The organism is Phormidesmis sp. 146-20 (genome assembly GCF_052939475.1).
In genome coordinates this window covers 60,928-83,139 of the sequence record NZ_JBJPHT010000024.1, presented here as the reverse complement: position 1 = coordinate 83,139, position 22,212 = coordinate 60,928, and the positions used below count along the sequence as shown (strand labels likewise).

Annotated in this window: 16 protein-coding genes; 8 read left to right on the top strand and 8 right to left on the bottom strand. The window is 50.3% G+C overall.

The window, feature by feature from the left end; all coding sequences use genetic code 11:
- Nucleotides 1-29 precede the first annotated feature (29 nt).
- A complete protein-coding gene (locus ACKFKH_RS19005) occupies nucleotides 30-1,340 on the bottom strand; it encodes a cytosine deaminase (RefSeq protein ID WP_446859904.1) in 1,311 nt (436 codons plus the stop codon).
- Nucleotides 1,341-1,680: 340 nt separating this feature from the next.
- Between ACKFKH_RS19005 and ACKFKH_RS19000 the strand changes: the two genes are divergently transcribed.
- Both ACKFKH_RS19000 and ACKFKH_RS18995 read left to right on the top strand, forming a co-directional pair.
- Nucleotides 1,681-3,762, top strand: coding sequence for an NAD(P)H-quinone oxidoreductase subunit 5 (locus tag ACKFKH_RS19000; protein WP_446859903.1), 2,082 nt, complete (start codon nucleotides 1,681-1,683; stop codon nucleotides 3,760-3,762).
- Between the two features lie 120 nt (nucleotides 3,763-3,882).
- Entirely contained in the window at nucleotides 3,883-5,475 is a 1,593-nt protein-coding gene (locus ACKFKH_RS18995; protein WP_446859902.1) for an NAD(P)H-quinone oxidoreductase subunit 4, read from the top strand.
- Nucleotides 5,476-5,638: 163 nt separating this feature from the next.
- Here ACKFKH_RS18995 and ACKFKH_RS18990 read toward each other — a convergent pair whose 3' ends face one another.
- Nucleotides 5,639-6,355: a Crp/Fnr family transcriptional regulator gene (locus ACKFKH_RS18990; RefSeq protein ID WP_446859901.1), complete on the bottom strand. Its 717-nt coding sequence runs from the start codon at nucleotides 6,353-6,355 to the stop codon at nucleotides 5,639-5,641.
- Nucleotides 6,356-6,636: 281 nt separating this feature from the next.
- Between ACKFKH_RS18990 and ACKFKH_RS18985 the strand changes: the two genes are divergently transcribed.
- Entirely contained in the window at nucleotides 6,637-7,497 is an 861-nt protein-coding gene (locus ACKFKH_RS18985) for a DALR anticodon-binding domain-containing protein (RefSeq protein WP_446859900.1), read from the top strand.
- Between the two features lie 532 nt (nucleotides 7,498-8,029).
- Here the strand turns inward: ACKFKH_RS18985 and thiL are convergent.
- The 4 genes from thiL to ACKFKH_RS18965 form a co-directional block, all read right to left on the bottom strand.
- Nucleotides 8,030-9,046, bottom strand: coding sequence for a thiamine-phosphate kinase (thiL, locus tag ACKFKH_RS18980; RefSeq protein ID WP_446859899.1), 1,017 nt, complete (start codon nucleotides 9,044-9,046; stop codon nucleotides 8,030-8,032).
- Between the two features lie 202 nt (nucleotides 9,047-9,248).
- On the bottom strand, nucleotides 9,249-9,761 hold the full coding sequence (locus tag ACKFKH_RS18975) for a hypothetical protein (protein ID WP_446859898.1): 513 nt from the start codon (nucleotides 9,759-9,761) through the stop codon (nucleotides 9,249-9,251).
- Nucleotides 9,762-9,923: 162 nt separating this feature from the next.
- The gene (locus ACKFKH_RS18970; protein WP_446859897.1) at nucleotides 9,924-11,057 is read right to left on the bottom strand and encodes a peptidylprolyl isomerase; all 1,134 of its coding nucleotides are present in this window, start codon (nucleotides 11,055-11,057) and stop codon (nucleotides 9,924-9,926) included.
- A gap of 140 nt (nucleotides 11,058-11,197) precedes the next feature.
- Nucleotides 11,198-11,692, bottom strand: a complete 495-nt coding sequence (locus ACKFKH_RS18965; protein ID WP_446859896.1) for a hypothetical protein — start codon at nucleotides 11,690-11,692, stop codon at nucleotides 11,198-11,200.
- Between the two features lie 299 nt (nucleotides 11,693-11,991).
- On the opposite strand from ACKFKH_RS18965, the gene ACKFKH_RS18960 reads away from it, so the two are divergent.
- Nucleotides 11,992-13,575 carry an N-acetylmuramidase domain-containing protein gene (locus ACKFKH_RS18960; protein ID WP_446859895.1) on the top strand — a complete coding sequence of 528 codons (1,584 nt, stop codon included), beginning with the start codon at nucleotides 11,992-11,994 and terminating at the stop codon, nucleotides 13,573-13,575.
- 580 nt (nucleotides 13,576-14,155) lie between these two features.
- Entirely contained in the window at nucleotides 14,156-14,650 is a 495-nt protein-coding gene (locus ACKFKH_RS18955) for a hypothetical protein (RefSeq protein WP_446859894.1), read from the top strand.
- Between the two features lie 409 nt (nucleotides 14,651-15,059).
- Here ACKFKH_RS18955 and ACKFKH_RS18950 read toward each other — a convergent pair whose 3' ends face one another.
- Both ACKFKH_RS18950 and ACKFKH_RS18945 read right to left on the bottom strand, forming a co-directional pair.
- Nucleotides 15,060-15,290, bottom strand: a complete 231-nt coding sequence (locus tag ACKFKH_RS18950; protein WP_446859893.1) for an antitoxin — start codon at nucleotides 15,288-15,290, stop codon at nucleotides 15,060-15,062.
- A 77-nt stretch (nucleotides 15,291-15,367) separates the two neighbouring features.
- A complete protein-coding gene (locus ACKFKH_RS18945) occupies nucleotides 15,368-16,966 on the bottom strand; it encodes a gamma-glutamyltransferase family protein (RefSeq protein ID WP_446859892.1) in 1,599 nt (532 codons plus the stop codon).
- 580 nt (nucleotides 16,967-17,546) lie between these two features.
- Here ACKFKH_RS18945 and ACKFKH_RS18940 point away from each other — a divergent pair.
- The 3 genes from ACKFKH_RS18940 (at nucleotide 17,547) to ACKFKH_RS18930 (ending at nucleotide 22,073) form a co-directional block, all read left to right on the top strand.
- Nucleotides 17,547-18,329 carry a hypothetical protein gene (locus tag ACKFKH_RS18940; protein ID WP_446859891.1) on the top strand — a complete coding sequence of 261 codons (783 nt, stop codon included), beginning with the start codon at nucleotides 17,547-17,549 and terminating at the stop codon, nucleotides 18,327-18,329.
- A gap of 697 nt (nucleotides 18,330-19,026) precedes the next feature.
- Complete coding sequence (locus ACKFKH_RS18935; protein ID WP_446859890.1) at nucleotides 19,027-20,304, top strand: BMP family lipoprotein; 1,278 nt, start codon at nucleotides 19,027-19,029, stop codon at nucleotides 20,302-20,304.
- A 281-nt stretch (nucleotides 20,305-20,585) separates the two neighbouring features.
- The gene (locus ACKFKH_RS18930; protein WP_446859889.1) at nucleotides 20,586-22,073 is read left to right on the top strand and encodes an ABC transporter ATP-binding protein; all 1,488 of its coding nucleotides are present in this window, start codon (nucleotides 20,586-20,588) and stop codon (nucleotides 22,071-22,073) included.
- The last annotated feature ends 139 nt before the right edge of the window (nucleotides 22,074-22,212 follow it).

Below are 22,212 nucleotides of genomic sequence, written 5' to 3'. Positions count from 1 at the left end.
TAGGGAAACAATTTACCGAGCGCGTCAGGTCAAAGTTCTTTCGAGTCATCTAATTCACTATAGTCAGGCAGCGTTGCATCGATCGCCTTGCCGTTTCGGAGAACTAGACGATCGTGCTGCGATCGAGACAGCAGTTCACTGTAGCTTCTCGCCTTAAATAGCACCAGATTGGCGGGGAGTCCGACTCCGATTCTGCCGACATTGGGCAAGCCCATCAGATCAGCCGGGTTAGACGTAATCGCATTGACCCAATCGCCGTAGGGACGATCGAGTTGAGCAATTCGCACCGATAGATTGAAGACCTCAAAAGCATCGTGATCGCCAAAGGCATAAAAGGGATCGCGGCAGTTGTCATGAGCGATCGCCACCGTTACCCCCGCTTGTTTTAACTCATGCAGCAAGGTTACCCCGCGCCAGCGAGGAGTGCGGCCAGGTTTGCGATCTTGGAGATAGAGGTTACACAGGGGCAGGCTGACTACGCCAACGCCCGCTTTTTTGACCAGAGCGATCGTTTGATTGGCTTCCACGTCTTCTTGAACCGACAAACTACAGCAGTGCCCACAGACCACTTTTCCTTTGTACTTGTGCCGAATGGCTGCCTGAGCGACCGATCGCAGCGTCATTGATTGGGGATCGTTAGTTTCGTCGGTGTGAAAGTCGAGATTGAGTTTGCGGTCTTTGGCCAGGGTGAAGGCGCGATCGACCTGCGCTTCAATGTCGGGATTCATGTAGGCGACACCCCCCAAAATCCCCTGAGATTGGGCCACCAGATCGGCTAATTTTTCACCGTCGGGCGTGAGAAAGTAATCCAGCGGCACAAGGCAAACGGCTTGCAGCGTTAAGCGATCGCTCCATTTTTCTCGCAGTTCTCTAAAGACGCTAAAGCTAATTTCGCCCTGCTCCCCAAACGCATCGATGTGGGTACGAATCGCCTGAGTACCGTGAGCATAGCTGCATTTCAGCCCAAATTCCATGCGGCGGTAAACGTCATCAGCGTTCCAATTTTTGGCGGCATCAGTTTGAACCGCATTCAACGCGCTTTCAAAAGTGCCATCTGGATTGGGAGCGCGATTCCAAATGTGGCCTTTATCCAAATGCGTGTGCAGATCGACAAAACAGGGGAGAGCCATTCCGCCTCGCAGATCCATCGATGGATGCGGATAGCTGGTGTAAGTTCCGGCAGACACGATCGTCGCAATGCTGCCCTCAATAATCTCTAAATCTACAGATAACAGGTGATCTTCAGGCGGTTTGCGAGGAGTCCATTTGGTGCCGCCAACGACGATCGAAGCTGGAATATGGGCGTTTCTCAACCAATAGTGCGAAGAATCAAAAATCATGGAAGCAAACTGCACTCAGCGTCAGGATTTGAAAAATTAGCTTTTGAAATATTTTTAAATAGTTGAGATTGAAGCGTTAAGGAGGAGTTGAAATTGCTCGTTCTAGAGTCAGCTTTTCTTAAAAGATAGAGACTTCTCTATCAAAAGTGTGTCGAAATCTTAAGACAACCTGGCTCTTTTGCCTGTCCTATTACAGATGTTGACTATAAACAAATTGGAAATACTATCCCATAGAAACTAGGATTGCAATTTCCAATCCCAGTCATTTGGATCAGACTATCCCAACGTTGCCCAAATTGACTACCCTGGATAGTAAAGAACTCTAAACTAGGCGTGAGTGATGGAACCGATTTATCAGTATGCCTGGCTAATTCCCGTCCTGCCTCTTGCAGGTGCGATGCTAGTTGGTCTAGGGCTGATCTCATTCAATAAAGATGTCAATCGTCTCCGACAGGCAAACTCTATCTTCATCGTGTCTCTGATTGGCGCGGCGATGACCCTCTCGTTTGCTCTGTTTTGGAGCCAATTTCGTGGACATGCCCCCTATACTCAAATGTTTGAGTGGGCCTCGGCGGGCGACTTTCACCTGTCGATGGGGTATGTGATCGACCCGCTCTCGTCATTAATGCTCGTGATCGTGACGACGGTTGCTTTTTTGGTCATGGTCTACACCGATGGCTACATGGCGCACGATCCCGGATATGTTCGCTTTTATGCGTATTTGAGTCTGTTCAGTTCCTCGATGCTGGGTCTGGTGATTAGCCCTAATCTCGTCCAGGTCTACATTTTTTGGGAACTGGTGGGCATGTGTTCCTATCTGCTGATTGGGTTTTGGTTTTACCGTAAAGCGGCGGCCGATGCCTGCCAAAAGGCGTTTGTGACGAACCGGGTGGGTGACTTTGGGTTACTGCTTGGTATTTTGGGTTTGTATTGGGCAACTCGCAGTTTTGACTTTAATGTGATTGGCGATCGTCTCCAAGACCTCGTGGCCACTGGCTCAATCAGCGCTTGGTTAGCGGGATTATTCGCCATTCTGGTCTTCTTGGGCCCGGTGGCAAAATCAGCCCAGTTTCCGCTCCACGTTTGGCTGCCGGACGCGATGGAAGGCCCGACTCCCATTTCTGCTTTGATCCATGCGGCGACGATGGTGGCGGCAGGGGTCTTCTTGATTGCTCGTATGTTCCCGATGTTTGAAGGCATTCCCGCATCAATGGATGTGATCGCTTGGACGGGAGCATTCACGGCATTTTTGGGGGCATCGATCGCCATTACCCAAAACGACATCAAGAAAGGTCTCGCCTACTCCACGATGTCTCAGTTGGGATACATGGTGATGGCGATGGGCGTGGGTGCCTACAGTGCGGGTCTCTTTCACCTGATGACTCACGCTTACTTTAAGGCGATGCTGTTTCTTGGCTCTGGGTCGGTGATCCACGGCATGGAAGAAGTCGTCGGACATGATCCCGTTTACGCTCAAGACATGCGGATGATGGGTGGCTTGAGAAAGTACATGCCCATGACGGCGATCACCTTTTTGATTGGAACGTTGGCAATTTCAGGGATTCCGCCCTTTGCGGGCTTCTGGTCAAAGGATGAAATTCTCGGTGCCACGTTTGCCGCCAATCCTGCACTCTGGGTAATTGGCTATCTGACGGCTGGGATCACGGCGTTCTATATGTTCCGCATGTATTTCAGCACGTTTGAAGGGAAATTCCGAGGCACGGATGCTGCCGTCAAGCAAGTTCTCAAAAACGAGCAGCTTCAGAAGATGGGGCTGGCATTTGGGCCCGGCGCAATGAACCCCAAAGAACTAACAATGGAAGCTCCGGGCGGCGAAGAAGTCGATCCCGGCAACCCTGAACACCACGCCGAAAAGCCTCACGAATCTCCGTTGACGATGACGTTACCGTTGCTGCTTTTGGCCATTCCTTCAACGCTGATCGGACTGGTCGGAACACCCTTCGGCAACTACTTTGAGGAATTCATTCACACGCCTGGTGAAGCCGTTCAAATCGCAGCCGAAGCCAGCCAAGAAACGCTGTCTGAGTTTTATGTGATGGCGGGTAGTTCAGTGGGGATCTCGCTGATTGGGATTACCCTAGCCTCTCTGATCTACCTGCGCGGCAAGATTGATCCGAAGGCGATCGCAGCCAAGATTCCATTCCTCTACAATCTGTCGCTCAACAAGTGGTACTTTGACGAAATCTACGGCGAACTCTTTGTCAAAGGCAGTCGTCGTCTCGCTCGTCAGGTCTTAGAAGTGGATTCCAAAGTCGTAGACGGTGTAGTCAACCTGGCCGGACTTGCCACCTTGCTGTCTGGAGAAGGGTTGAAATATCTGGAAAGTGGTCGGGCCCAATTCTATGCCCTGATTATTTTTGTCGCCGTCCTTGGACTTGTGATCTTTTCAGGCGCAACCTAAAGAAGTTATGAGAGGTTGGCTGTTAGTCCTTTGGGGTAGATAAGATCCTGATGACAGTCAACCGCTATCGTCGATCGCCACCTCTCTCAAACGCCTCATAACTCAACCTTAAAAACTAGAATGCTAACCGCCAATTTTCCTTGGCTGACCACGATCATTTTGTTTCCGATCGCAGCCTCTCTCTTAATCCCCATCATTCCCGATAAGGACGGCAAAACCGTTCGCTGGTACTCGCTGATCGTTGGGCTGCTGGATTTTGTCCTGATCGTCTACGCCTTCTACACTCAATACGACTTTGCAAATCCAGATCTTCAGCTTGTCGAAAGCTACCCCTGGGTTTCTCAGTTAGATCTCAATTGGTCAGTTGGTGCCGATGGATTGTCGATGCCCCTGATTATTTTGACAGGATTTATCACCACCCTGGCGATTTTGGCAGCTTGGCCCGTCACCTTTAAGCCTCGCCTGTTCTACTTTCTGATGCTGGTGATGTACGGCGGTCAGATTGCGGTTTTTGCGGTTCAGGATATGCTGCTGTTCTTCCTCTCGTGGGAACTGGAACTGGTGCCTATCTATTTTCTGCTGTCGATTTGGGGCGGCAAAAAACGGCTGTATGCAGCAACAAAATTCATTTTGTACACGGCAGGCGGTTCGCTGTTCATCCTGGTTGCAGGGCTGGCGATGGCTTTTTATGGTGACACGGTGACCTTCGATTTTCGCGCTTTGGCCGCCAAAGATTTTCCGCTCAACTTTCAGCTTTGGGTTTATACGGGCTTTCTGATTGCCTACGCGGTCAAACTGCCGATCATTCCGCTCCACACCTGGCTACCCGATGCCCACGGTGAAGCGACGGCTCCCGTTCACATGCTGCTGGCTGGCATTCTCCTCAAAATGGGTGGCTATGCGTTGATTCGGATGAATGCAGAAATGCTTCCGGCGGCTCATGCAACGGTGGCACCAGCTCTGGTGATTTTGGGAGTAGTGAATATTATCTATGCGGCTCTCACTTCCTTTGCCCAGCGCAACTTGAAGCGAAAGATTGCCTATTCCTCGATCTCTCACATGGGATTTGTCCTGATTGGCATCGCCTCATTTACCGATTTAGGGTTAAGTGGTGCCGTTTTGCAGATGGTGTCTCACGGTTTAATTGGGGCGAGTTTGTTCTTTTTGGTAGGAGCAACCTACGATCGTACCCACACCCTGATGCTGGACGAGATGGGCGGTGTCGGCAAACAGATGCCCAAAATCTTCTCCATGTTTACGGCTTGTTCGCTGGCCTCGCTGGCTCTGCCTGGAATGAGTGGATTTGTCGCCGAACTGATGGTATTTGTCGGCTTTGCTACCAGTGACGCTTACAGTCAGACTTTTAGAATTATTGTGGTGGGCTTGGCAGCGATCGGGGTCATTCTCACGCCCATCTACTTGCTCTCAATGCTGCGCGAAATCTTCTACGGGCCAGAAAACAAAGAACTGACCTCACACGAAGCGCTCATCGATGCAGAACCTCGCGAAGTTTTTATCATTGCCAGTTTGCTAGTTCCGATTATTGGCATTGGCTTCTATCCAAAACTGCTGACCCAGATCTACGACTCCAAGACACAGCAGCTAACCGCTCGGCTTCGCGATCAGGTGCCAACCCTGGCTCAACAGGCTTCTAAATCTGTGGCTTTACAACCCCCGCTAGGAGAAGCGATCGCCGCTCCAACATTGCGTTAACCAAACTTTTCTAAATCATGCAAAAAGGCAGGAAGTAAGTTCAACTCGCTCCCTGCCTTCTTTATTGGCAACCTTTCTGAATCTTCAAGCTCAAAGGATTGAGGAAGACAAACGCTGCTGTTCATCCCTCATCCCTATCGTGAAGCCTGTCGAAGATGACCCCTCATCCCTGACTCTGCGTATTCCGCGTGGTCAAAACCGAGTCAGTCGGCAAACAGAGCAGATTATCGCCCTGAGTGCGAATCATTCCTTTTTGGCGCAGCTTGCCCATCAGACGGGTGACCGTAACGCGAGTTGAACCGATCGCGCTCCCGATCTGGGCATGAGTCAACGGAAAAGGCAGACAGTAGCCGTCTTCGGTCGGTTCGCCATATTCCTCAATCAGCAGTGTCAGAAAACCGAGGAGGCGATCGATAGTTCTGCGCTGTCCAAGTGTACTGAGCCAGAGAAGTTTGCGCTGATGCTGATAGCGGAAAGCATCCAACACTTCGCGGCGAAAATGCGGCCAGTTGTCCAGATCGTGCCAATACATCCAGACCACGGAGGTTTGGTCAACGTGAGCATAGCTTTGTAGCGTAAACGGTGACTGCGCCACAATCTCAAAGGGTTGCCCTGCGCCGACAAATCCTAAGAATGCTTCTTCGGGGCTGATACGAGCGAGACGAGATGCATTGCCGCCAGTGGCGTTGACCTGGGCTGTTCCCACGAGTCTTACGGCACCTTTTTGCACCAGATAAAGTAGACCTGGACGGGCAGGAATTCGCTCATCTTTACTAAAAGACCGAACTCGATAATGTTCTTGGGCCCAATCAATAATGCGCTGCCACGTCAAAAATGGACGAGACGCTTCTGAATTTTGTTGGGGAGATACTGAGTACATAAGTTAAAGGCTGTTGGAGAACAGTGTGAGACTTTGACAAGTCACTGAGTATTTAGCAGAAACCGAAACGCTGGCTCATTTCTCAACCGATCGGAATAGAGATAGGCACCTTTAGACACTTTTGCACTAAAGGGAGAAATCCGAAAGTAGAGTCTCCTTGTTTGTAGCCTGATCTCAGTAATTGTAACTACAAGCGACATGGACTCTTAACGAAACTGGAGGATTTTCGACCGAAATTTGACCAAAATCAACCTTATCCTAGAGCATCAACCGTAAATACCATGAATTGTAGCCTACATAAGATTACTTATCCTACGTTTCGCATATTGTTACTGGACAGACTATTTGAAACAATCTACCCGAAGGAGGATGTTGTAGTAGCAAAAGCTTCTTCACCTCAGAGACAGAATAATTCTTCTTACAGCAGCAAGCTTTGTGCGGCACAGATTCCACTCAGGCAGGTCAGAAATGCAACGTCTCTAACTGAGTATCAGTCTGCGATCGCCCTCAAATTAGCTTCTGGCTCACTGAGAACAGCCTTGCCTTTGGCGTATCAAGTCGCAAAAAACTTCACCCAGTTTGATGCACCCCAGACCGAGGAATCTACGGTGTTTCAAGACATTTTGCGTGAATTTACGGTACGAGTCACAGCATTAGGCTATCTGGAGTTTGTGTTGAGTGATCGAGGATTCGCAATCTGGTTACAATTCTTAATCGAGAAGCCACCCCGGATACCCCTGATTTCTGCGGATAAATTGCCTTCAGACGAGAGCACTTTTCTTTGTCAGTACAGCCATGCGCGCTGTGTAACGCTGATCCGTCTGGCTAAAGAAGCAGGAATTGAGTTAGATCGGTCAAATAGGACACAATCTAAGCCTGACCTTAGTGAACCAGCAGATCGAGATCTGATTTTTTTGATAATTTCCGTTCTAGATGATCTGTATGACGCTTCTATGACCCAGAGCAGTCAAACAGTCTTTAAAGGGACGATCGCGCTCGCTCAAGCTTTCCAGCGCTTCTACAAAGTTTGCCAACTTGTGAATTTGTCTCCACGAAGATTAAGTTTGGTGATGGTGACTCAAAGACTGCTGCGATCGTTGCTCCAAGAAGGTTTGGGGATCTGTGCACCGGATGAGCTTTAGCCCTTTCATTGAGAGACACATCGCTGTCATCTTGGTGTCATAACTTATTTTTATCTCCCAATCCGTGACAAAACCTGGGCGCTCAGATATATTATTGGAGTGTGAGGAGCGAACCAGCAAGAGTACCGAGACGAAACACGGCCAGTCGTCGGTACTCTTCCTGATTTTAAAGCTCTGTTGGTTGACTCTCAAACAGTTAACCTGAAAAGTTTTTCCATTGAAGTCTCAAATTACTAAAAGTTGGGGTTACTGCCTCCTGGCGAAAGTCTGATCGAGAAGGGCTTTGTCGGGAAGTAAAACCAGTTATGGCAGAGTTTTCCGAATTCTCCTCTGATCAATGCTGCCTCTAAATAGAAGTTCTATCAGCCTGCTGTAAAAGAAAATCTATCTGAAATGTGGTGGCATTCCAGACGGCAGCATTACGAGAAGGCGTAGAACAAATTTTGTCACATCAAACAGATGAAAAAAATAGATGAAAAGTAGTCGAAACCTGATTAACCGAGCTTGACATCTAACGTCTAATCACTGCCGTCTAATCACTGTCAAAGTGCTGAAAGCCGCCTTCTAAAGTGAGAACCTCATCGGGTATTTCTCCAGTTGGATCGACGACGCGAATATCAAGGTCAGAAGTGATTTTGCCCACGATCGCCGCTCCCTCTACTTTCTCGACTAATACTTGTGCGGCTTCTAGCGGCAGACACAACACCAGTTCAAAGTCTTCTCCACCATAAAGCGCCCAGTTCATCACCTTTTTGGGAGACACCAGACGCTTTAGAGCAGGATGGATGGGAATTGCAGATCGATCAACTCTCGCCCCAACTTGACTGGCACGACAGATCTGAACGATCGCGTCCGCAAGCCCGTCGCTGCTGTCCATTCCAGAAATAGGGAGGAGGGAGGAGGGAGGAGGGAGGAAAGGTAGAACGTCCAGGCGAGGGTTGGGGAATTGGTGGGCTTGGATTAGGGTGGTGAGATCGGCTTCATTGGGGGTTTCTGCAAGTTCTAGATAGAGCAACAGTTCTAAACCTGCTCTTGAAGAGCCGTGATAGCCTGTGACTAAGATGGCATCTCCAATTTGAGCCGTTGAGCGACGAATCACGCTGGCTGGCTCGACTTGCCCGAATGCGGTGATAGCGACGGTAATGATGGGCGATCGACAAATGTCACCGCCGACAATGACGGTTCCATACTTTTGCAAACAGCCTGTGATGCCGCGATACAAATCCTCAACCCAGCCCACCGACAATTCGCCCGGAAGCCCTAAGCCTACGGTAATTCCCAGGGGCGAAGCTCCCATTGCTGCAAGGTCAGAAAGATTTGCGGCCGCCGATCGCCATCCCACTGCTTGAGGAGGAGTGGTTTGATCGCTGAAATGTACGTCCTCGACCAGTACATCCGAGGTGACGACGAGTGACTTTCCCGCTTCGATCGAGAGCACTGCGGCATCGTCTCCCACTACGTCAGCAGGGCAAAAGGCTTGGAGGCGCTTGAGGAGTCCTTGTTCACCGATCGTCTGCACTGACACCCAATCGGCTTCTGAGCTAGTCATCGTTTTCCATCGTCGTTCGTTCCTGAATGCATCACCTCACTCAATAGCTCTCAAACCGTTTTATCCACTTAATGACTTAGAAATAAAATCGCTAAACTCCAACTAAGCTCTCGCGCTCACGAGCATTTGTTTTGTGAGGGTCACTTTGTCAATTGCCTTGTAGATGCTTGCTAAAATGCAAAGCAAATAGAATGAAATCTATTTATTCTTGACTATTTTGAAGCGAATTATTTGTCTCTTCCCTATATAAAAGTTGAATGTCTGCCCTCAGTGCATATCGGAATGCACCTTTGGCTTTCCACATTTTCTCCAAATGTTCTTCTGAATATACTCCTTCCACTCCGGGCTTTTCTCTTACCACTTTACGCAAAGCATAAAATGCTTGAACTGCATTCTCTGAAAGCAAAAGAAAAGCCCTTGTACTGTGCCATTCATCAAGCTTTGCGACAATGCCTTTGAAATACTCTTCGGGGACACCCTTCCCTTGAATAGCAATCTTCGATCTGCGGAGTCCATCAGTAATTTGAATTGCTTCAGGATAAATTTCAAGTCTTTTGTCATACAACTTAGTAGTCATACTCCTTTGTAGTTCTCGCTCAAATTTCTCATTCTGCAACTTCAAAGCATTTCTGTTGGCAATGTAAGAAATGAGAGCAATCACAACAGATACACCTGCTGCAATTACCGCACTAAGAATCCCTGTAATAAATCCCATCACTAATATCTGAAGACTTAACAATGTATTTAGAAGTCATTCTACCTGACCTTCTGATTCTCATTACTTGACTGATAAGCAGTTAAAGAATGAATGCGGAGTTTTCATGAGAAAAGACTGAGTGGCTATCACCCAGTCCTGAATTATGGATCAAATTTTCAATTAAGCGGCTTTGGGTTCGACCAGGTTCTCTAGACCGTCGATGACTTTCATGGATTCGATCGTATCCCCTGCCTTGAGTTTTTCTAGCACTTCTCGACCAGAGGTGACAAAGCCAAAAATCGCATAGCGACCATCCAACAGATTTAAGCCTGCGGGGGTCAATTCTGGCTCAAATAAGAAGAAGAAAAACTGAGACGAGCCGCCATTGGGGTCTTCACCCGGACGCGCCATCGCTAACGCCCCAAACGACGAGAAAGGCAAAACGGGCTGATCTAAATAGCGTCCAGCATCTTCGAGCGTGATGCCATACAGGGGAGCCGCATCGCCTTTGACCAAAATTTCTAACGGGACAGCGCGATACTTCTTGGTGTCAGGATCGATGAATCCAACTTCTGGGCCGGGCGGATCGCCAATTTGCAGCACGTAAGAATCTTCGGCTCTGGTGAACTGCAAACCATCGTAGAAGCCGCGTTTGACCAGATCGACAAAGTTGCCAGCCGTGACGGGGGCGCTAAACCCATCGAGCACGATCGTCAAATCTCCCTGGCTCGTCTTCGCTTTAACCGTCGCACGTCCTTTAAGTTGAGGCAGGTTGCTATATTCTTCGGGCACCTCGTAAGGGAATTTTTGCACCATCAATTCTTCGAGGTCGGTGACGAGACTGAGCAAATCCGCCCGCTGCGATCGCGTCTGTTCTTTATTCTTCGCTTCGGCGCTGGTTTGGAGGGTTTCAACGCCCGCTTTGAGTTTGGCAATGATCGCCTCTGCCTGGGGCTTTTTGTCGTCGGGAATTGAGGCTAGAAGTTGAGTCTGGCGATCGGTCAAAATTCGATAAGCTTGTTTGACATCGCCGACGACTGCCCCCCAGCGACGATTGGCCCGCAGTTGCGCGGTGATATCTTCGAGGCTAAATTGCAGCTTGCGAACATCAGGATTGTCGATCGGCAATGCATATCTCAACAGCGACTGCGAATCAGTAATCGGATTGCCCGGAGGCAGTGCATGAGCTGGAGATTGCCAACCGATCAGAAAGCAAACCAGCCCTAGAATCAGCAGTCTGACCGACCCCTTGCGGGTATCTCGACGAGATCGCCGCTTCAAAGAATTGAGCTTCATACCATTCCAAACAAACATGTCGCGCTCCCTCTGTGCTAAAAAGCCCTTCTCGATTGTGCCATGAGGGGGAGCATCGTGAAGATTGGGGTTTGGGGTGTAAGGGTGCAGGTCAAATCTTTTCCTTGACTCCTCACTCCTTACTCCTCACTCTTCACTCCTCACTCCATCGCTCTACCCGAAATCGAATCTTCTTTGAGCGGCTTGATAAATCGGCTGTTGGCGCGAATAAAGCAATTGATGGAGCGATCGCCCTTTTGCCCACTGACCGGAATCCAGGGCTTGCCACGATTGTCGAGGAGCATAATTTGATTGCGTCCCATATTGCCCGTGACGGCTTGAAGGCGCTGTCCTTTTTTGAAGGTGAACCTGATGGGCCAGTCGGCGATCGCATACTGATTATTCAAAAAAATTGCGGCGGGTGCATCGGCACCATCCAGCGTTACGGACTGAAATTGCTTGGCCATGCGGCAGTTTAGCCCTTTGGAGTCTCCATCGACGACGATCCAATTGGACTGTCCGGGGGAGCTGCTTCTCGCTGACTTGGGTATTGGGTAATCGCCCTGGCGATCGGGAACCGGAACCGCTGTCGCTAATTGGGTTCCTACGATCGTGGCAGCGAGTGTCAGCAAAATAACCTTGATTGAGGGTTGCATCGTTTGTTAGGGCTTGCAAAAACTATGGAGATTCAGTATAAGATTTTATGCCGTTTCCTGGTGCAGTCTCCAAGAGAAGTGTGACTAAACCTTTTGAGCGTGCTGAGTGCAAAGTCTAAAACTTAGAGCTAGTCAGTGCTTGCAAGCGACTTGAGAAACGCAGCTTATAACCTAAGCCCCTTAAGCATTTGTAACAAAAGAAGACTTCTCTATTTGAAAGCACGTAGATTTTTCTCAGAGAGAATTGACGATCGCGCCTAAAATTGGAAAGCCATCTACACAAGAGGACGGGCCCCACCATGAATCTGAGAGACCTTGCTGCTGCTTCAGCGACCTGGCAAATTGCTAGTGTACGAGCCGATCGTGATTTGACGAGAGAAGTCCAGCAGCGCCTGATTTTGTTGGGATATCAGCCTGGGCCCGTCGATGGACTCTGGGGCAACGGGACTCAAGCCGCCTATGCTGCCTTTGCGAGAGCCAACCAACTCAAGCCAGAAGAACTGTCTCCAAGAGCGGCTCAACTGCTGCTGAGAATCAACCAAACCCCCGCGCCTCGACCGACTCCTACACCCACTCCGACCCCGCGTCCGACCCCCACGCCCACGCCTGCCCCCAGACCAACGCCCGTTCCTACGCCTGCTCCGACTCCCACGCCCAGACCGACTCCTACACCTGTTCCGGCACCGACTCCTGCTCCAACCCCTACGCCTATTCCGACCCCGACCCCTGTTCCGACTCCCACGCCTGCGCCTGTTCCCACGCCAAGCCCTGTTCCGGTTCCGACTCCTGTTCCAACCCCTGTTCCGACTCCCACGCCTGCGCCTGTTCCCACGCCGACTCCGACTCCCACCCCTACCCCGACTCCTGCTCCTGTTCCCACGCCAAGTCCTGTTCCAGTCCCGGCTCCTGCTCCCACCCCTACCCCGACTCCTGCTCCGACCCCTACGCCCACGCCGACACCTGTCCCTACGCCCAGACCTACACCCACGCCGACTCCCACGCCTGCCCCAACTCCGAGATATGCCAGCCCGACCCAGGCCTTGCCTAGAGGCTTGCGCGAGATTGCAACCGGGGGCGTGATTTGGCAGATTGACAGAATTGCGGCGAGTCAGGGCTTGGCGAGAGAAGTGCAACAGTGTCTGGATGCGTTGGGTCATGCACCAGGGCCGATCGATGGCGTTTGGGGCAATGGCACTCAAGCCGCCTATGCTGCCTTTGCCAGGGTTTACCAATTCAAATCGAATGAGATGCCCCCTCAAGCGGCACAGTTTCTTTTGGAGCCGACGATTTCAGGAATTGCGATCGTGCGTCCGATTCGTCAACTGGTGGATGGGGACTATCGATCGGTGGCTCAGTCGATCGGCTGTGAGGTGGCCGCAGTCCGGGCGGTGGTGGATGTCGAAGCCGCAGGGTCAGGATTTTTTAAGGATGGCCGCCCCAAAATCTTGTTTGAAGCTCACTGGTTTTCGGCATTTACAGACAGTCGCTTCGATCGTTCTAATGGCGACATTTCTAGCCCCGTGTGGAATCGTGCCCTTTATCTGGGCGGTGCTGCTGAATGGGATCGCTTGTACAAAGCGGCTCGGCTCAATCGCGCAGGTGCCCTCAAGTCAGCCTCTTGGGGGTTGGGTCAGGTGATGGGCTTTAACCACGAAGCGGCGGGCTATAGAGATGTCGAAAGTTTTGTCCGCGATATGCACCTCAGCGAAGGCAAACAACTCATGGCAATGTTTAACTTTATCAAGAGCAACCGTCTCGATCGCTTTTTAATCAACCGCGACTGGGCCGGCTTTGCACTCCGCTACAACGGCGAAGGCTATCGAGCCAACCGCTACGACGAAAAACTAGCCGATGCCTACCGATATTGGAAAGGGAGAGCTTAGGGAGAAGATGAGGAAGCTAATTTGAAAGGAGAATGGGCGATCGTCCAGATTGAACGACTTGAGGTTCTGAGCCAAAGGGAATTGGGACGATCGCGCTTTCATTCACGGTCAATTTAATGAAGTTCTTTCGCTCCGTTGCTGAGATCTTCTGCCCCCACCTGCCAATTCCTACCGTGTACATACAAGTCGTTGTCGCTTCGTTTCAGGCGGCTTCAGCCCCCTAAATCCCCCAGTCTGGGGGACTTTGACCAAGGAAAGATTTCCAAAGTTCAAAGCCATGACGACGGCTCAAAGTCCCCCATTTTTGGGGGATTTAGGGGGCGAAGGATCTCAGCAATGACAGGATCGACTTGTGTGTACACGGCAGACCTGCCATTTTTGGAGGACTTTGAGATGGAGATTTTCGACAGGAATGCTTGGATTTAGCGTTAACCCTGAAATAGATCGCACACCAGCACGACGACGCTTCTCTTGTGGAGAGTGACTGCCAAATTGTGAGCGATCGTAAAGTATTTACCCCCTCGACAAGGCAGTAGGCGCAGAGCTATCTAAGTATTAATCCCTTTTTTGTGTAATCTACATGACATCAAATCGAGTCAGCGCCACTTTAAATGCAGACGCTCGTCAGACTGTGATGGAGGCGATCGAGACCATCAAGCAAGCCATGCCGTTCTTGTTGCATTTGAGCGCAGAAGAACGCAGAACTTTGCCCAAGGTCGGCGATCGTGCTCGCGGTTTTATCCTCAATTGCCTGGATGCCGCGCAACAACATTCTGGTTGTCTCCCCCGATCGTTTGATGTGGAGGAAATGCAGAAAGATGTGCAGTTGATTGAGGACCTCTATCCGGTGCTAATGGCCCTAATGGAGTTGCATAGCCTGGTGGATGATACCTATTTTGCTGCCCACAGTGAAGCTTATGTTGCGGCACTGAAGGTTTACGATGCAGCCAAATCCCATGACGATATGCCAGGGATGAAGATTGTAGTGGAACAACTCAAGCAGCATTTTGCCCGCCGCAATAAGAAAGAGTCGATCGAACCTACCCCGGAGCTTGCGCCGACTGTGATTGCTTGATAGAAAGAACAGTCTGTTCACGTCTAAAATTTGCCAACTTTGACAACGTTTCTACCCTCGCGATAGGAACGTTTCTTTTTAGATATCCTCTAATCCGTCACGCGATCGAAACAATCTATTAAAAAAACGGAACGATCCGTTAGAAAATCAAAACGATCCATCGTCAGAACGGAATGATTTATTAGAAAAACAGAATGCTCCGTTAGAAAAACAAAAGGATGGAGTGGCAAGACCGGAATGTTTTGTTAGAAAACCAAAATGATTCGTTGTCAGAACGGAATGCTTCATTAGAAAAACAGAATGCTCCGTTAGAGAACCGAAAGGATGGGCTGGCAAAACGGAATGATAGGTTGGCAAAACGGAACTGAAGATCGCGGCAGTGTAATTCTATAGTTCTATTAACTTCGCGCTATTTATCGATCGGCAGTAACCCCATGTCTATGTCAGGAAATTCATCTGCGATATCTGGCAGTGTTGCAAGTAATGCTAATAGAGAAGATCGTTTGACAGGCTCAATGACTAAACGCTCTCCTTCCTTGCGAATGATTACTTCGTCTGTAGGTAGCTCAAACTCGTGAGGAATCGTTAGCGATTGACTTGTGCCGTTATGGAATAAATGAATAACTCGCTCTATCGTCAACCAGCAACCTCTTACTGTTGGTATCTAGCATTGTACAGAGCGGCACCTCGATCGCTTCCGACAATTCCCTCATCCCTTCAATATGCTACTGCCAGTCCATCGGCGCGAGGCTCTGAGGCAGCAACCAAAACATCACCATGACGTAGAATGATTTGACCCCGACCAAAGTCACCAGGTTCTGCACTGAGTTGGATTTGATGACGACGATCGCTCAACCCCACCGCCACATCACGAGAAACAGACGGCTCTAATAGGACACGATCGTCACTCAACCAACGCCAGCGCGGAGCATCTAAAGCAGCTTGTGGATTGAGACCATAATCGACTAAATTAATCACCATTTGCAGATGTCCTTGAGGTTGCATTGGCCCACCCATCACTCCAAATGCGCCTAATGGTTGCCCCTCTCGACTCAGGAATCCAGGAATAATCGTGTGAAATGGACGTTTGCCAGGAGCCACTTGATTGGGGTGCCCCAACGCTAACGTGAATCCTGTAGCCCGATTTTGTAAAGCAATTCCGGTATCGGGAATGAGAATGCCACTGCCGAATCCCATGTAGTTAGATTGAATCAGAGAAACGGTCAAGTCTCCGTCGGCTGCGGTGAGATAAACAGTACCGCCTTGAGGCAGCCCAGACACAGCGCGAGGAATAGCAGTGTGATGAATTTGCGATCGCCGTTCATCAGCATACTTCTTGTCTAATAGATTAGCGATCGACACTTCCATAAAGGCTGGATCAGAAACGTGACGATAGGCATCCGCGAACGCTAACTTCATCGCCTCGATCTGCAAATGATAAGCCTCGATCGATTCACGCGGATACTGCGACAGATCATAGCCTTCGAGAATATTCAATGCCATCAACGTTGCAATGCCTTGACCATTGGGTGGAAGCTCCCAAACCGTCATTCCTCGGTAGTTTGTAGAAATCGGATCGACCCATTCAGGCTGATGATTAGCCAGATCTTGCTGGGTGAATAGTCCATTCGTTTGTGCGGCAAAGGTAGCGATCGCCGCCGCCAACTCCCCTCGATAAAAAGACTCTCCTTGCGTGATAGCGATCGCTCTCAGCGTTTTGGCATGATTGGGACTGCGCCAAATTTCTCCCGCCTGGGGTGCCCGCCCCTGTGGAAAAAACACCTGCTGAAACGGCTGAAACTCTGGACTGGTTAAGGGTAAATAAACCTGTTCTGCTCGTTTCCAGGCGCGGGCCGTCTCAGGCGACACCGGATAGCCCGCCTCCGCATAGTAGATGGCTGGCTCAAACAATCGCTCAAAGGGCAACTTCCCCCAACGCTTCCAGAGCGCTTGCCACGCCGAGACAGCCCCCGGAACGGTGACAGTTGACCAGCCTAGAGACGGCATTTTCTCAAGTCCGGCAAACGTATCTGGCGAGAGAGCTTGAGGACTTTTGCCCGACGCATTCAAGCCATGCAGTTGACTGTCCCAGACCAGCGCAAACGCATCAGACCCAATCCCATTAGAAGTTGGCTCGACGACCGTAAGCGTGATCGCCATCGCTACCGCCGCATCTACAGCATTTCCGCCCGATCGCAGCATTTCTAATCCCGCCAAAGTTGCCAGAGGTTGGCTGGTAGCGACGGCTCCTCGTCTACCCAAAACGACCCGTCTACCAGAGGCGTAAGGATATCGAGTCAGATTGTTAAAGTCCATTTGTTAACTAATTTGTGGAATTCCCCATCCGCCATGCGGTAGGGATGGATAGCAACGGCGCGGTAGCGCCAATCTCTCACCAACGAGCGCGAGAAATCCGATACAATACAAACGGTCGATGACCCACCCACATGGCTGACCACAAAAGGCTTTTAGCCCCGCAACTAGCATGAGAAAGGGGGAAGAAACAAGTCCTGCTGGTCGGGCATTCCCGTAAATCCAAGATGCGTTTGTCGAATTGAAATCAACAACCTTGGGAAGCAGGGTTGCTGCCAGGGTAGTAGAGCAATCTGCTACGGGAGTTAGAGCCGCATCAAGTGCGCTAAACCTCCGGAGGACAAGTAAGACCATCATCGTACTTGGTACGAAATCTCTTAGAGATTCCCTAACGTGGCATTGACCGATGAAACTGGAAGCCCCATCCGCCATGCAGTGGGGTACTTCACAGTCCATGTCTTTTGGGTCGTGGCAGCATCGTCGATCGTATCGTAGAAAAATTCGTCACACCTGAGCATCCTGATTTGATCGCAATCCAAGCGGACTAAGAAACACGATCCTTTCGATCGGTCGGCAACCTCCTATGAAAAAACAAGCTCTGCTCCTGAGTGGGGCAATCATGCTCACAGTTGGAATGGCTTCACTCGCCCCTTGCCAGGAAACTGTCACTCAACCCTCAGCCCAACCTTCTCCAACGCCTGTTGACTTTCCTCACTGGCGAATTGTGCTGGCGGATCAATCCAGTCGATCGCCCGATTTTGCCAGCTTTCTCCAGACATTGCGGCAGGCTGTTCAAAAGAGAGACGTGACCTTTATTCGCAGCATCGTCACCGAGGAAACTCAGTTTGGATTTGGGCCCCATCGATCGCTGTCTTATCTCAATCCCGACAATCCCAATTCACCCTTTTGGTCACAGTTAGAAAAGGCGATCGCCCCTGGCTGCACCGATGAAGCAACGCTACCCCAGCCAAATCAGGAACCACTTTTTTCTTGCCCCACGGTGTTTAGGCAATTTGATCAAGCGGTGAAAACTGCGCCCCAAAAGCCACTTGCTTACGAAACGTCGGTTGTGATTGTGGGAGAAGCGATCGTGCGATCGCAGCCTATTGCCAATTCTCCCGGCGTTGCCGTTCTTGAGAATGAGATTGTGCAGTTTGATCAGGCGACTCTTGAAGCTTCGCCCCAACCCCTACAAGACGAGGCCCTTTCACCCGATAATCTCAACGGCTGGACTCCCGTCATTTTGCCCAACGATCGACGCGGCTACGTCCCCAATCGTCAGGCTTATCGTCCTTTAGGCTATCGGGCTGTTTTCGCAAAGAAGGGCGATCGGTGGATACTCCAAGCCTTCGTCTCAGGCGACTAAAGCTTTTATTCACATGGAGAAGAGTTTCTACACAGTAGAAAGTCACCATATACCCATATCCGAGCATTATCGTAGCTCGACTTTATCCATTTGCTGAAACCCTGAAATACCAGTAACCGCAGCGAAAAACTTCATCGAACTCACCCCTTCATAACACCACCCCTTTTAACCAGCCCTTTCAAGGTGTACTGCCAAAGAGCTTTATAATTGCCTGAAATTATTATCTAACACGGCTTTCAATCATACCTGCTTATCCTCGCACGTAGGTCAAGCGTACTGAAATCGATGGAAATCGAGGGGAGATCGCTCAATTTGAGGGCATTTTAGATATCCTTGTCCGCAGTTTTCATCAATTTCTATCAGAATGCCTCCAAATGGTAGATGGTAATTTCTCCTGCTCAAAAGATTGAAATCTCCATTTACCAGGGGGTTCATAGATTATTAAAAGTAGCTCAATTGACCTTGAAAGGGCTGCCCCTTTTAACTGAAACAGACATCCCTCCTCTCTCCTCCCTCCTCGCGCAGCGGATTACCCCCAAAGGGGGAACAGATCATCGAAGTGCTCCCTTACCCCTCCAAATTGCTCTGCTGTCAAGTTCGATACATCTTGTGAGGAAACGATCGCGTTTAGTGAGACAATCGCCCTCACAGTTTGCTTCTACGCTCGTTAACCTGTCTGAACTAGAGAAAAGAATTTATGAATTTGAAGGGTCTGAATTTTGTGCAACGCATGAGTGCCACCGCGAAAAAATTGGCTCCTGGAATGGCGCTCGCGCTGCTACTGGGTGCCTGTGGGGGTCAAAATACCTCGACGACCAGTTCTCCGGCCGCGACAGGATCTCCGGCAGCAGCAGGATCTCCGGCAGCAAGTGACTTTGTGGTGGGAATGGTGCTGGTCGGCCCAAAACAAGATGGCGGATGGAACCAATCGCACTTTGAAGGCATCAAGGGAGCGATCAAAACTCTACCCGGAGTCAAACTGGAGTATGTGGATAAGGTCAACCCGGCCGATCGCCCCAATGTCAAAGGCTCGCAGGTGGCGGATGACCTGATCGCAAAAGGGGCAAAATTTGTGATCTTTAACTCCGACGACTTCAAGGACGACGCACTAGAAACTGCGAAAAAACATCCCGATGTCAAGGTGATCCATGCCTCTGGTGACTACGCCTGGAAGGAAGGCAAAAATTTCAAAAATCAGGCAAATCTCAGCAACATCATGGGCAGGATGGAGTACGGCAAAATGATTGCTGGCTGCGCGGCCGCCCTGGGCACCGAAACAGGCAAAATCGGCTACCTCGGCCCACTAATCAATGATGAAACGCGCCGCTACGCTTCGTCTGCCTTTATGGGTGCCAAATACTGCTGGGAAAACTACCGCAAAAAGCCCGCCGCCGACCTTGATTTCAAAGTCACCTGGATTGGCTTCTGGTTCAACATTCCTGGCAAAACGCTTGACCCGACCAAGGTGGCCGATGACTTCTACAACGGGGGATTTGACGTGGTGATGTCTGGCATCGATACGCCAGAAGCGGCCGTCCAGGGCAAGAAAGCGGCCGAAGCAGGTAAGAAAGTGAAATTTACGCACTATGACCTGGCAACGGGCTGTAATCTGGCTCCTGACATCTGTTTGGGCACGCCTTACTACAATTGGGCTTCTCCTTACGCCGATGCCATCAAAAAGGCAAAAGACGGCAAATTTACGAGTGAGTTTGTCTGGTCGGGGCCCAACTGGCAAGACATCAACAATCCCGGTACAAATATGATCGGCTTCAATCCTGGTACAGCGCTGGGTGAAAACAAAAAATTCATTGATGAGTTTGTCAAAGGGTTAGGAGACGGCAGCATCGATCCTTTCAAAGGGCCGATGAACTTCCAGGATGGAACGCCGTTCTTGAACGCGGGCGAGAAGGCCACCGATCAGCAAATCTGGTATCTGCCACAATTGTTAGCAGGCATGGAGGGGCCGAGTAAGTAGCGTTCTGCAACCCTCACGGGCAGAGGTAGAGAATGGAGGCATGGACGGTTTGTGAATTTACGATCGCCCCCTGCTCATCCATCACTGCCTCGCTCCCGCTGCTCTTCACGTCCTGACCCTACTCCAACGGTGGATTTGAGACGTTGTTCGATTGATTGGCAAACTTTAGGTCAGAACTCTTTGCTAAAAGTCCTCCAGAATTGGCAGCCTGGGAGGCAAAAGCTTGACCCGCAAGGGGTCAAAATGACCGCAAACACAACGCTCCATCACCCACTATCCCTATGAAGGTTGAACTACAACACATCAGCAAACGCTTTGGAACGGTGCAGGCCAATGATGACCTGTCGCTGACGATCGCTGCCGGGACAATTCATGGGCTGTTGGGCGAAAATGGAGCCGGAAAAAGTACGCTGGTCAAGGTTTTGAGTGGCTTTATCAGTCGCGATTCGGGAATGGTTCTCCTGGATGGCCAGGCGGTCGAAATCAAAACGCCCGCAGATGCGATCGCTCACGGGGTGGGGATGCTGCACCAAGATCCGCTAGACTTTCCGCCGCTGTCGGTGTTAGACAATTTCATGGTTGGCAAAAGCGGGAATCTATTTTTGGATCGACGACGATCGCAGCGTGACCTTGAGCGATTGTCACATCAGTTGAATTTTAATCTCAACCCCAACGAAATTTTGGGCAATCTCACCGTCGGCGAACGGCAGCAGTTAGAGATTTTGCGGCTGTTGTCGTTGGGTGCCAAAACGCTGATTTTAGACGAGCCGACGACCGGAATTTCGGCCTCTCAAAAGACGGCGCTGTTTGAGGCAATGAAGCAGTTGGCGACAGAAGGAAAGTCGATCATTTTCGTTTCCCACAAGCTCGAAGATATTGAAGAATTGTGCGATCGCGTTACCGTTCTGCGTCAGGGCAAACTGATGGGCCATGCCGAGATTCCTTGTCCTGATGAAATCTTGATCGACCTGATGTTTGGACGCGAACTGGCACTGCCGATGAAGCCCAAAACTCGCCAGGAAACGCCCTCTCTCCAGCTTGAAGCCGTTCGTTTGGTCACCGATCGCTTAACGCTAAACATGGGCAACCTCACCGTCTATCAAGGAGAAGTCATCGGGCTGGCCGGACTCGAAGGCAGCGGACAACAACAGCTTTTATTACTCTGTGCGGGACTGCTCAAAGCGTCCACAGGGCGAGTCATCATCGACAACCTAGACATGACCCACAAACCCTACCGCGATTATTTGAATAATGGAATTGGCTATTCTCCCGCCGATCGCCTCAAAGAAGGTCTGGTTTCGGGGCTGACAATTCACGATCATGTGGCCCTTCGTACACCGTCGCGCAGCCTGTTTGTAGATTGGAAAGAAACGCTCAAGCAAACGGTGCAAGCGATCGCAATGTTCAACATTCGTGGCAACTCTAACACACGAGTCGAACGGCTATCAGGCGGCAATCAACAACGCACACAACTGGCTCTGTTACCCGTACCGCTGAATCTGTTGCTCATGGAGCATCCCACCCGTGGATTGGATATCGAATCGGTGTTGTGGGTGTGGCAGCAACTCATCGCCCGATGTCAGGGAGGAACAACCATTTTGTTTATGTCCTCTGATTTGGATGAAATTATGCAGTACAGCGATCGCGTAATCGTATTCAGTGGCGGACAGGCATCCGAGCCGATCGCGGTTGAAGATCTGACGGTCGATCGTCTGGGTCAAATGATCGGAGGACGACTCAGTGAGCGCGTCGAATCCTCAATTCGCTAAACAAACCCGCACCAAAATTTCTATCTTAAAGTCCCCCAAATTGGGGGGTTGGGGGGCAGAAGCGTTGAACAACGAAGCCAAAAACCATTATCGAATTCATGTCAAACAACCCGTTAAATAAATAGTGTTTGGAATGGAG